The organism is Rossellomorea sp. FS2, from assembly GCF_047915635.1.
Lineage (GTDB): Bacteria > Bacillota > Bacilli > Bacillales > Bacillaceae_B > Rossellomorea > Rossellomorea marisflavi_A.
In genome coordinates this window covers 475,035-486,301 of record NZ_JBLRVS010000004.1, presented here as the reverse complement: position 1 = coordinate 486,301, position 11,267 = coordinate 475,035, and the positions used below count along the sequence as shown (strand labels likewise).

The following is an 11,267-nucleotide window of genomic DNA, read 5'->3' as shown; positions in this document are numbered from 1 at the left end:
CTCTGGGGAGCTTTTTAATATGTTCTATTGCAGTTGATTTTAAATGGGGAGATGCGTTTAATCTTCTAGCATTTTTCTGATTTCATTTTCTGATAGGATTGAATTGTCTTCTTCCAACGCTTTTACTAGTTGTTTTTCCTCATCAGGATCGGTAACGTGATACCCGCTGTCGTCCGTCATTTCTTCTACTTCCATAAGTAAGAATTTCATGTTATCAACTTGGATGTACGGATGCCCAGATTGAATGGCTTTTTTTACATCAGCTTGATCAATTCGAATAGGTTCCAATTTCATCACCCACTTTTCCTGATTTGTATTCATAATATCTATAGAAGAGCAAATTAAGCTATTTAACCTTTACTGCATTTTTTTCGGTACATAAATTCTTTATGCACTTTGTTAAATGGTGTATCAAATGTGAAAGAGATTATCGAAAGCGATGACACCGAGTCAACGACTAAAGGTTTGGATGGATAAATTCCATGGAGTGGCGACGAGGTATTTGGATAACCACCTCTACTGGTTCAGCTTCCTTCAATTAGGTGAGAAGAATGGGGAAAAAGATAGACAAACTAAATACTCCTCTAAGCTTGCCGAAATTCTAATTTCCGTCAATTTCTAACGCCAAGTATAAAAAACAGCCATTCCTTTAAGGAGCGGCTGTATTCCTCATTAAGTTAAACTACTCATAATTAAATAAGTGAATTTTGTTGATGATTTAATATCCAATTACTAACTACATCTAAGGATTTATTGGGAGTTATAGAACCGTTCAAGATTAAATCTGCGTACCATTTTGTGGGTTCAACAAACTCGTTATGACGATGCCTTACTAAATCAAGATATTCTGAAGAAATTTCTTCAAAGGTTTGTTCATTTATATCTCTTTTTAATCTCCTAACTAATCGTTCATCTGATGGGCAATCAACAAATATCTTCAAATCAAATTTTTCTCTTGTTCCCTCAAAATACAAGACTAATAAACCTTCAACTATAACTACATCAAAAGTTTTTGCTGATATAAAATGATTAATATCTCTAATTAATCTGTCCACATCTACAGAAGTTGGGTGATCATAATCATCATATTCCTTCCCATTGTAAGGAGCATTCGCTTTCGGTTTAACCTCTCTAAAATAATCATCAGTAGATATTGTTTTAACTTTTAATCTGTCTAAGTCCTTTGCCAAATTACTACAAAAAGAGGTCTTTCCGCTTCCGGAGCCGCCTGCTATTCCAATTAAAATACAACGCTCTACTTTTTTCATTAGAAACTCCTCTACTTATCTTTCTTTGTCGATATATTTTTTGAGTTATGCTGCCCTGTAGCTAAGTTAGGCTTTTTATATATAATACCATAAAAAGTAAAATAGCTTTGTAATACTCTAAGTAACTAACTTTACAAAAAAATCTTTTTATAAAAAATCACGGAGGTACCAATGAATCTGATTGATCGATTAATAGAAAAAAACATCAAGGTACGGGACATTCCGGGATGGGGAGCGTACTTGAAGAAAGAATGGGAAATCCATTTTGCCGGTCACCTCAGCGAAAAGGAGAAACAGTCGATCTATTTGTCTGACCAGGATGGATTTGGTGGATATCTGTGGCATCTGTTCAGCTACAAGAAGAGGACATGTCTTGAAGGTGAGAAGGCTGAAGTTGCCTTCAGGGATCAACAGAAACAGAAGTGTTTCATCTTCTTTCAGGACACGGAGGACGCCCTTCTCCTTGAGAATGCGTCGGGTTTTGATGTGAAGGACTTATCAAGTGAAGTGGGCCGCGACGTCTATGTCGTAGATAAACAGTTCCGTTGGACGTTCGTCCTCACGCATGAGACGGATTGGCTTGGGCCTTATTTCAGTAGGAGATAGAAAAGACAAAGACGCTTGGGATTCCAAGCGTCTTTGGCATTGATTATATTTTAGTAGAAACTCAGCTTCTTTCCAGGACCTTCACCAGCATGCCATGAACCACCTCATGATCCCGGGCATCAAACAGCCGATACTCCTCACCGGGCAGGGTGTACCATTCTTCTGCACCCACATAGGTGATCTTGAGGGAGAGGATGCCATCTTCATCGCAGGTGGTGACGAGCTCAAGCTCCCCGCTGATGACGCCGACTTCCTCGGTCATGACGCCGTGGCTTGCGTTGAACGTGGTTGATTTGGTTTCCATGGTTTGGCCTCCTGTTTGAAACGGACGATCCCGGTGAGGATCGTCCGTTTTTCTTTTATTCTATCAGTATACGCAGCTGTTCAGCATCCCTTGAAGGGCGGTCTTCTCGGACGATTGCAGGCTTAGGTTCCATTTGGACTTGGTGCTGATCCACCATTTGGCGTAGCCACATTTCGCACCGGCACGGGGCGGCTGCCAGGTGGATGGGTCCTGGTCACCCTTGGATCGGTTGCTGCTCGCGGAGACGGCGATGAGCTGGGATCCACTCAGATCATTGGCGAACGCCTCGCGCTGGGCGGTGGTCCAGCTGCTGGCCCCGGAGCGCCATGCTTCGGCTAGTGGGACGATGTGGTCGATGTCGAGGTCGGAAGGATCGGTGAACGTGACGCCGTCATAATAGCTGTACCAGCTGCCCGACGTCACCGGGCAGTTGCCACTGTACGAATCGGCATCGCGCTTCAGGACGCCCTGGCGGGTATCACATCCGCCGCCCTGGCTGATCCAGTGGGGGAACTTGTCCCGGGAGTAGCCGGTCATCGCCCCCTCGCTCTTCACCGTGAGTCCGTTCAGCTGGGACTGGGACGTCGCTTTCGACGGCGTGACAGGCGGAGTGGCAAACGCGGACGGCAGGAACAGGGAGAAGGAAAGGACAAGGGCAACGACAAACAACATGGTTTTCTTGAACATGGAGAGCCTCCTGTATGTAGTTTTTTATATGAACATCTGATGGATGCGCATACTGGGGTAAGGTGCCACTACTGCCATGATAGGGGAGGGAGTGAGAGGTTTACAAGAGGTTTTTTGTAAAGATTCAGACTTCTTTTGGATTTTTAAAATTGGTGGTGAAAGAATGTCTTGAAATGAAAAAGGACCAACCACCTTATTATTAAGGGATTGGTTCATGCAGAATACACGACTACTCTCTACTAACGTTTATGGAAAGATAGCCTGTTTGCGCGATCACATCAATTTTATGTTCACCTTTTTCATACGTCGTCAGAGTCCCTTCTCTAAACGTTTTTTTCCATTCTCCCGCTTTGATATGCGAACGGTAAAGGAAGGGAAGTCCATCCTCCTTCGCTTCAGAAGTACCAGCCCATGTGAACGATTCAAAGTCCTCCCGACTCACTGTTTTCTTCGCTAATTGAGGGACTGGAAATCCACCGAATTTATCAGATTCTTGGTAAGAAAAAACAGCCCATAACGTTAATAGAACGGTTCCTAGAGAGAGAACGGACACAATCCGAATCACCTTTTTCTTATTCATACATACCCCCTGTTGATCTGTCCTTCCGGAAATGAATCTTGTTTCCATTATACTACAAATAATTTGATAATATTGGAAAAATATATGATATAGTGAAAGAAGCATAAGGATTACATGACGGGAATAATGGAGGAATCGGCTCGTGAAACAAATCCATCATCAGTGGCGCGTCACGAAGTACAATCCGGATAATAGGGATGAGCATGGCCACTACGCAGTAGTAGAAGACTGGACTTCCCCTTCTGAGATAGGAAAAACCTTTGATGGAAACGAATTGACGCTCGATGACTATCTTCGGATGGAGACAGCCTATCTGGATGCTGCCATGGCCTTCATGGAGGAAAGCGGCATCCATTTCGTGCGGATCCTGGGGCTCGAGGAGCATATCACAGAAGAAAATCGGGCGACCTCTTTATATGAAAACGAATTCGAACGACTCGTGCTGAAAGAAGACTCCTTGATCAGCCTGGATGACGTGCGATTGGTCATGAAGATGGTGCTACGAGATTTCATCTGGTGCCAGCTGTATAGCGAGGACCGGCTCTTCATCCATTTTGGGACGGATTACTATATGTATACCGGCTCCCATGTGGACTGTCCCTCGGCCATCGAAAGGGCGGCCAACCATGGGTTGTTTGTTGAGAATAAGCCGTCCCCGTATGGGGTTTCAGCAGAAGAGATCATCTGGGAAATCGGATGGAATGCTCTGAAGGATGAGTCCAAGATCCGCGTGGGGGAAGAAGGCGTGACCGGCATCCCCCTGGATGAGTGCCGAAGGATCTTCCTCCTGTCAGCAGCGCATCCGGTGACTGGCTCCTTTGAGATTCCACGTGAAGAGAAGGGATTTTTTCCAGCGTTTTCTGGAGCATGAAATGGACTTTGATCTTTATGAGTATCGGTTTTGGGGTGGGCATTAATATATATGCAATAAAAGGGAGTGGTGTCAGTGGCGATAACTGATTTGTGTGAAGCCTGTAAAAGAAACGAGATTAACGTTGTAGAAACATCTGATGACCCTAGTCAACCTTATAAATTATGCAATCAATGTCACGAAAGGTTAGTGAAATATTCATTACGACCTATTGAATGGTACAACTTAGCGGTTGTTCATTCCCCTAATAAATTTTCATTGCATGATGATTTTTATGAAGAGAACGGAGAGGCTTACCAACCAGAAGAAGATATAGTTGTAACAAAAAAAGATAAAGCCCCCACATTACGAAATGTTCAAGATAATTTGGAGTCTTTATTAGACTTTTCGATCACCAGATGGTTTCTTGAGGATGATGTAATAAATGCCCTTAAAAAACACGATATCCAAAAGACTTTGAGTTCAGTGAAATCTAGGTTTTATGTAACCGGAAATTACGAAGTGAAATCGAGAATGTTGGAAATTGTAGCTGATGTTTTAGGTGCTTCTGCTTCAGGGTGGGTAAGAGAACTTTGGGAGAATTATGACGAAGATTTACTTTACCCGATTTCTTGGGCGACAGCCAGTAGTTTGCCATCCGAAGAGGGATTAAGTAATATCTTTGGGAAATTGAAACTGGTAGATGAAAAAGAATTGCCAATAGCGGCTTTTACCTGCTTACACCGCTTCCGTTCAAGTAACGTACTTGATTGGATTGAGTCAACTTCCACGAGTTTTAACGATAATTGGGGAAGGCTGGCAGCCGTATGCTTCCCAACCTGGGAGAGAATGAAAACGTGGCTAAACAAAGGAAGACCTTTAAGTTTAATTGCACTGGATACAATGGCGAACTGTGTCAAAGGTTATGGCGACATGAATGTTGAGCAATTTTCTCCTAAGATCCTTTGTACAGACAACTATGAAGTAGAGCCTATAATAAATGATTATTATCAAAAAGATGGAGTTCCACGTGTCAATATGAAAGTAGCCAGAATAGTGGAAAACAAACAAGAGATATTTGATAAAGGTTAATGGTTGCCTCTACCTGTATAAAAGCCTGTCCACGCTACACACCCCTGAAGAGTTAAGTAGCGTCAGAAGAACAGGGATCTCAACATTGACCTAGCATATAGATAATGTGACCATTTTTATTTACACAATGCACGAAAGGCTGGAATCCATCATGACAAATAAAGAAGCACCAATCATTCAAACAGAACGATTGGTTTTACGTCCGAGAGCGGAAAAAGACATCCCTAACATGCTTCAAATGTTTAACCACGAGGAAGTAAGAAAATACCTCGGAATCAATCCCCCTCATGATGAACACGCCATGATAGAAATGATCAGGAATCGTACTGAAACAAAATGGACGGTGGCATTAAAAGAGACGGATGAATTCATCGGGGACGTCATGATTCCAACTATAGCAGAAGGGTATCTTGGGGAAATAGGTTATCGCTTCATGAGGAAGCATTGGGGATGCGGGTTTGCGTATGAAGCGGTGTCCGCGGTCATCGAGCATTGTAGAAGCACATTACATCTTAAACGCCTATCGGCTACGATCGATAATGAAAATGTGCAGTCAAAGAAGTTAATCGAAAAACTAGGATTTACGTTGGTAGCGGTGTTGCCCGAATCGAATTTGCTGGGCAGGGTTGCCGATGTCGCGTACTATTCCCGTATCGTATAGGTCTCATTGCGCTCAAGGATTAAACGGATTAATGTAGGACAGGTGAAAAATGTTGAAAATCAAAAGAGTACACGAGTATGAGCTAGATGATGTGGCAAGAAGAAGTATTCAAGAGCTACTGTCGGAGAGTTTTGGAGAGGATTATCCGAAGGAAAGAATTTATTTTAAGCAATTGCCTCATTTTAGATACTTGGTTTTGAATGATGACCATATACTTGTTGCTCAAGTAGGGCTGGATTATCGAGTCATGAATCTAAATGGCCTTCCAATAAACGTTCTTGGAGTCATTGATCTATGTGTCAAAAAGGAATACCGCTCAAATGGATTAGGCTCTTTGTTGCTTTCAGAAATTGAAAAATTCAGTGAAGATAAGTCGATTGATTTCTTACTTTTATTTGCAGATGATAAGGGTTTGTATTTGAAGAATGGATACCGATCCGTAATGAACGAATGTACATGGCTCAAAATAGATAATGAAAATCATAAATCTTTAGGTTTGGGAATGGAAGTCATGAATGAACTAATGATGAAGGAAATCGGAAATGTGACGTGGGAAAATGGATGTTTAGATTTATTGGGCTACCTTTATTAATGGAAGCATATAAAACCCAGAGTCATGAACTCTGGGTTTTGTTAGGTTAACAATCTTCATATTGGCTATTCTTTTTTTATGGTTTTCCCCATCATGATTCCTCCAAAAACGCCTGCACTTCAGCCGCATTCTCTTCCAACCCGCCTTCATCAAATTCCAGGACGGCACCGACATCATAACGGGTGTTATGGTAGGTGTCATCCATTGGGAGGCGCATGGTTTCCACGTCCTTGGTCTTGCCGCGCACCACATCGGTTCCGACCGAGAGGAGGGTGCGGTAAGGGACGTTGGTGTCGACGGAGTTGTAGGCGATGCGAACGATCTTCGGCAGTTTGGTGATGGTGGAGAAGCTGCTTACTTCTTCCTTCAGCTTGCCGAAGACTTCCTGCTGGCGTTCAATGCGTCCGTAGTCGCCGTTCCCGTCGTGGCGGAAGCGGCTGTAGGCGAGGAGCTCCTTGCCGTGGAGTTTTTGTGTGCCTTCGGTCAGTTGGACGCCGAGGGCTTTTTTGTCCTGGGTCATTTCATACGTCGGCGTCACTTCGATCCCGTCCGGTGCGACGGCGTCGACGATCTCTTCAAACGAGTTGAAGTTGACCTCAGCATAAGAGTGGATGGGGATGCCGAAGTTTTCCTCGATCGTCTGCCTCATGAGTTCTGCCCCTCCGAAAGCATACGCGGCGTTGATTTTGTTGTATCCGTGCTCCGGGATATGGACGTAGGTATCCCGCATAATCGAGACGATCTTAGGCTCCTTCGTGTTCGAGGAGTAGTTGGCGATCATGATCGTATCTGCCCGTGCCCGCTCGTCCCCGCGTGCATCGCTTCCGAGGATGAGGACATTGGTGTTGTCGACCTGCTCGTCCGATCCGTTGAATTCCGTTTCCTCTTCGGCGCTGGTCTTATGAAGGGGCGAATTCCCGTTGGCGAAGATATACCCTTTGACCCCGAAGGCGAGGAGGAGGGCGACGATAAGGAGAAGACCGACCCTTCTTTTTCTGATTCGTTTACGTCTGACTGTACGCTTCACTGTGTATCCACCTTTCATGTGTGAAATTCATTCTCTATGTGGTCGTTCACGACTGTCGAAAATCCCATATGCGCGTATCCGCATCATTTCTTACTGTATAGCAGGGAGATAAAGATGAGGTGAAGATGGCGATGGAAATCTTCAGAGTGAAAGTGAAATGTTGAGAAGGGAATAGTGAAGTAGAGGAAATATAAATGTTACATGGGGACAGAAAAGCCCGGAGAGTAAGAGGAGAGGGGTATGCCGTTGCATTGATCGAAACAAAAAAAGAGGGGACTTTTTCAAGTCGCCCTCCCCTATGTTAGAAGTCTATTTTTACATTGTGCTCTTCTTCAAAGTCCATGTTATCCCATGAAAAAGCATAAAGGATCATTTCGAGATTTTCTTTTAGCTCAGGAATCTCTTTTCCTTCGTCATAGCTTTGGATGGTAAGGATAGCATCGGCTTTCTTGCCACCTGAAATTTCTTGGCTCATGCTGAGCATTCCCTCATCGACCATCTTTCCGTCAGCGGAAACTTCCCTTGCTTGAACTTCGATGGTATCATCACGTTTATTTTCAACCTCGAACATGACCTCAATGGTATCACCAAACACATCGTCTTTTTTCTTTTCCACAGAAATCAAGGTTGCTTTGATGTTTTCTGTGTCAGCGATTTCCTGGTTAAGCTTCTTAGGCTCTTCCTTTTTGGTTTCTTCCTTATTGGCTTCGTTCTTGGATTTTTCACTGGAATCGACAGACTTTGGTTCCTTCGTTTCCGTTGCGCCACAAGCTCCCAAGAGCAGCGCAACAAGTACGACTACTAAGAATTTTTTCATACTTACTCACCTCCCAAAAGATTGTAACACATGATTCGACCTTTTGTATCAGTTTATTTACAAATAAATCATTTAGATTACAACCCCTTGGAGGAGAGCTATTTGTACGCGACAGGGCAAAGGTTTGGCAGCTACATCTGTTTCAACGTAAACGAAAAACAAACGCCGCTGTCCGTGTTCTGAGCGGAGTACTCTGCGTCATGGAGCTTCAGGATGTTCTTTGCGATGGCGAGTCCGAGGCCGGTGCCGTCTTTGGCCCGTCCGGCTTTCTTCTCTTGATAGAACTGGTCCCAGATCCTCTTCAGCTGGGTTTCTTCGATGGGCTCGCCTTCGTTGATGATGCTGATCCGCACGTGGCCGTCTTCGGGATGGGCTTCGATGGTCACTTGTCCCGCTGCCGGTGTGTGTTTGATGGCGTTTGACAGGAAGTTGCTGAGCACCTGCTCGATGCGGTGCTGATCGGCGAGCACGGTGACGTCTGCCACGTCCATGTGGATCTGGAGCTGTTTCTCCTGGATCTTCATCATGAGCTGATTGAACACGTTTTGGATCGCCTCTTTGACGGGGAACGCTTCCGGCTGGAGCTGGAAGGTGCCGGACTCGTACTTGGCGAGCTCGAGCATGTCGACGATGAGTCGGTCCATCCGGCTCACTTCCCGGTTGATGGCTTCAAAATAGTGATCCGTGCGGTCCTTGGCAAGGCCGTCCTGTAGGATCGCCGTGCAGCTCTGGATGATGCTGAGGGGTGTCTTCAGTTCATGGGACACGCCGGCTATGAAATTCTTGCGCGTATGCTCGAGCTGCTTTTCCTTTTGGATCTCATGCTGCAGCTGGTTGATATGACGATGGAGGTTGTCGGAGAGATTGTTGATGCTCTCCGACAGTTCGCCGATCTCATCGGTGGTCTTGATCGGGATGCGCTGTTCGAACTGAAGGTTGGCCATGTTCTTTGCCGTCTTGTTGATGTTCACCAAGGGCTGTGTGATCTTTTTCGAATAATAGAAGGAACCGAGAAGGGCCAGTATGACCGCCCCGATGATCACGTAGATGTAATAATCCTTCAGCATTTCCATTGCCTCATCGATGGGCTGGAGGGACGTCATCGAGATGAAATAAAGGGGTATTCCGTCTTCATCCAGCTTCTTGTCTACGAGGATCTTATAGGAGATGCCATTCCGCTCATAGCTCTTCGGGGAGAACTCGACGGGATCATGACCCGGACGGAGCAGCAGATCCGCCTGAAATGCTTTGACCTGCTCCAGGAACACGCGATTTGATAAAACCGGGTTCATCTGGAACGGGTATTGTTCCGGCGTATGCGTGGCATCGACCTTCCCGTACAGGATCTTCTTCTTGAGGGATTGGTCCCGTGTGTGATCGATCCTGTCGTCGAGGACCCGGTTCCGCATATAGTCCATGTAGCTGTCGATCCCGCCGTCGAAGATCTCGAAGGGGCTCTCCCGGTTGTTCAGGTGATGTTCTTTATCCACGACCATTTCGTATGGATACAGATCGTCGCCTTTTGCTATCGCCTTGACCTCAAGAACATGATCCCGGTAGTTTTGCAGGGCTTCAAGGATCGACGTATCAGATAACGAGTTTTCGAGATAGGCCAAGGGGATCGTGTACTCCTGGTCCATATTGGCCACGATGCCGCCTTCCTCGACGAATCCACCCGTGATGGTGAGGGTGTAGTCCTCGAGGGTTTTCACATAGCCCTTCTCATCGAGGACCGTGATCCAGGCATTCGTCTCCTGATGGAAGCTGCGTTCCAGCTCATGGTTCGCCCGTTCCCCGTCATCGAGCTTCAGGTATTCCTTCTGGAACTCATCCATGGAGTCGGAGAGTTCCCCGATCTTGCTCGACTCATAATACTCATCGAAGAAAAGCGTCTGACCGACATAGATTCCTCCGACCATCAGCATGCACAGGGCAAGGGTCAGGAAAAAGAGCTTGAGGAAGAGGCGGCTCTTCATGGTTGTCCCTCGAACTTGTATCCGGCCCGGACGATCGTCTTGATCATCCCGGCGCACGACCCGAGCTTCGAGCGCAGGTTCCGGATATGGGTGTTGAGGGACCGCTCATCCCCCTGGTATTCATAGCCCCAGATCTTGATGATCAGCTGCTCCCGGGAGATGACCATGTTCTCATTGAGCATGAGGTACGACAGGATTTCGAATTCCGTATGGGTGAGGGAGACCTCTTCACCTGCCACCTTTACCGTCCGGGCTCCGAGATTCAGCTGCAGACCGCCCGTTGTCAAGGCGCCATCGTCCTTTGGAGCGGGCTGGGTGCGCTGCTGGAGGAGGCGCTTGGCACGCGCGAGCAGGATCTTCGGGCTATACGGCTTCGTCACATAATCATCCGCGCCGAGCTCGAATCCCTGGATCGTATCCTCCTCATCGGAGCGCGCCGTCAGCATGATGATCGGCACCGCCGACTGCTTCCGGATCTGCCGGCACACGTCCCACCCGTCCCGGCGGGGCATCATGATATCCAATATGATCAGGTCGACGGGGTGGCACCCGAAGAGCTCGAGCGCCTCCTCTCCGTCGCCTGCCTCCAATACCTCATAGCCTTCATTCACAAAATAATTCTTACTGATTTCCCGGAGGATCTCTTCATCCTCTGCGATTAACACTGTCTGTTTCATCCTATCTAAACCTTTCCGGATCTTGTTCATCGTTCCAAATTCCACCTCATTATAAGCTTCTTGGGGGGAGGATTCAAATCTTCATTTAGAAGGATGCCGCCCCTTTCCCCTTCATTTTCTTCCAGTTACA

At 46.2% G+C, this 11,267-nt stretch carries 14 protein-coding genes and 1 pseudogene; 6 read left to right on the top strand and 9 right to left on the bottom strand.

Annotated features, from left to right (window positions below; translation table 11 throughout):
* Positions 1-57: 57 nt before the first annotated feature.
* Entirely contained in the window at positions 58-321 is a 264-nt protein-coding gene (locus ACNA6I_RS13275; RefSeq protein WP_416313498.1) for a hypothetical protein, read from the bottom strand.
* Between the two features lie 130 nt (positions 322-451).
* Here ACNA6I_RS13275 and ACNA6I_RS13270 point away from each other — a divergent pair.
* A pseudogene (locus ACNA6I_RS13270) lies at positions 452-568 on the top strand (IS1595 family transposase); the annotation flags it as partial.
* Positions 569-692: 124 nt separating this feature from the next.
* Here the strand turns inward: ACNA6I_RS13270 and ACNA6I_RS13265 are convergent.
* The gene (locus tag ACNA6I_RS13265; RefSeq protein ID WP_416313497.1) at positions 693-1,268 is read right to left on the bottom strand and encodes a uridine kinase family protein; all 576 of its coding nucleotides are present in this window, start codon (positions 1,266-1,268) and stop codon (positions 693-695) included.
* Positions 1,269-1,439: 171 nt separating this feature from the next.
* Between ACNA6I_RS13265 and ACNA6I_RS13260 the strand changes: the two genes are divergently transcribed.
* The gene (locus ACNA6I_RS13260) at positions 1,440-1,874 is read left to right on the top strand and encodes a DUF4275 family protein (protein WP_416313496.1); all 435 of its coding nucleotides are present in this window, start codon (positions 1,440-1,442) and stop codon (positions 1,872-1,874) included.
* Between the two features lie 61 nt (positions 1,875-1,935).
* On the opposite strand, the gene ACNA6I_RS13255 is transcribed toward ACNA6I_RS13260, so the two are convergent.
* The 3 genes from ACNA6I_RS13255 to ACNA6I_RS13245 all read right to left on the bottom strand — a co-directional run bounded on the left by ACNA6I_RS13255 (position 1,936) and on the right by ACNA6I_RS13245 (position 3,445).
* Positions 1,936-2,178, bottom strand: a complete 243-nt coding sequence (locus tag ACNA6I_RS13255; RefSeq protein ID WP_048005410.1) for a hypothetical protein — start codon at positions 2,176-2,178, stop codon at positions 1,936-1,938.
* Between the two features lie 63 nt (positions 2,179-2,241).
* Positions 2,242-2,865: an HNH endonuclease family protein gene (locus ACNA6I_RS13250; protein ID WP_416313495.1), complete on the bottom strand. Its 624-nt coding sequence runs from the start codon at positions 2,863-2,865 to the stop codon at positions 2,242-2,244.
* Positions 2,866-3,094: 229 nt separating this feature from the next.
* On the bottom strand, positions 3,095-3,445 hold the full coding sequence (locus tag ACNA6I_RS13245) for a hypothetical protein (RefSeq protein WP_416313494.1): 351 nt from the start codon (positions 3,443-3,445) through the stop codon (positions 3,095-3,097).
* 142 nt (positions 3,446-3,587) lie between these two features.
* On the opposite strand from ACNA6I_RS13245, the gene ACNA6I_RS13240 reads away from it, so the two are divergent.
* The 4 genes from ACNA6I_RS13240 to ACNA6I_RS13225 all read left to right on the top strand — a co-directional run bounded on the left by ACNA6I_RS13240 (position 3,588) and on the right by ACNA6I_RS13225 (position 6,640).
* The gene (locus tag ACNA6I_RS13240; RefSeq protein WP_416313493.1) at positions 3,588-4,316 is read left to right on the top strand and encodes a hypothetical protein; all 729 of its coding nucleotides are present in this window, start codon (positions 3,588-3,590) and stop codon (positions 4,314-4,316) included.
* Positions 4,317-4,391: 75 nt separating this feature from the next.
* Positions 4,392-5,387, top strand: a complete 996-nt coding sequence (locus ACNA6I_RS13235; protein ID WP_416313492.1) for a hypothetical protein — start codon at positions 4,392-4,394, stop codon at positions 5,385-5,387.
* A gap of 151 nt (positions 5,388-5,538) precedes the next feature.
* The gene (locus ACNA6I_RS13230) at positions 5,539-6,048 is read left to right on the top strand and encodes a GNAT family N-acetyltransferase (RefSeq protein ID WP_416313491.1); all 510 of its coding nucleotides are present in this window, start codon (positions 5,539-5,541) and stop codon (positions 6,046-6,048) included.
* Positions 6,049-6,097: 49 nt separating this feature from the next.
* The gene (locus tag ACNA6I_RS13225) at positions 6,098-6,640 is read left to right on the top strand and encodes a GNAT family N-acetyltransferase (protein ID WP_416313490.1); all 543 of its coding nucleotides are present in this window, start codon (positions 6,098-6,100) and stop codon (positions 6,638-6,640) included.
* Between the two features lie 91 nt (positions 6,641-6,731).
* Here ACNA6I_RS13225 and ACNA6I_RS13220 read toward each other — a convergent pair whose 3' ends face one another.
* The 4 genes from ACNA6I_RS13220 to ACNA6I_RS13205 all read right to left on the bottom strand — a co-directional run bounded on the left by ACNA6I_RS13220 (position 6,732) and on the right by ACNA6I_RS13205 (position 11,137).
* Positions 6,732-7,667, bottom strand: a complete 936-nt coding sequence (locus ACNA6I_RS13220) for an LCP family protein (RefSeq protein WP_416313489.1) — start codon at positions 7,665-7,667, stop codon at positions 6,732-6,734.
* A 301-nt stretch (positions 7,668-7,968) separates the two neighbouring features.
* Positions 7,969-8,484, bottom strand: a complete 516-nt coding sequence (locus tag ACNA6I_RS13215) for a hypothetical protein (protein WP_063190897.1) — start codon at positions 8,482-8,484, stop codon at positions 7,969-7,971.
* Between the two features lie 131 nt (positions 8,485-8,615).
* Positions 8,616-10,460 (bottom strand): sensor histidine kinase, encoded by a 1,845-nt coding sequence (locus ACNA6I_RS13210; protein ID WP_416313488.1) that lies wholly within the window; start codon positions 10,458-10,460, stop codon positions 8,616-8,618.
* The gene (locus tag ACNA6I_RS13205; RefSeq protein WP_416313487.1) at positions 10,457-11,137 is read right to left on the bottom strand and encodes a response regulator transcription factor; all 681 of its coding nucleotides are present in this window, start codon (positions 11,135-11,137) and stop codon (positions 10,457-10,459) included. The genes ACNA6I_RS13210 and ACNA6I_RS13205 overlap by 4 nt, the downstream gene beginning before the upstream one ends.
* Positions 11,138-11,267 lie beyond the last annotated feature (130 nt).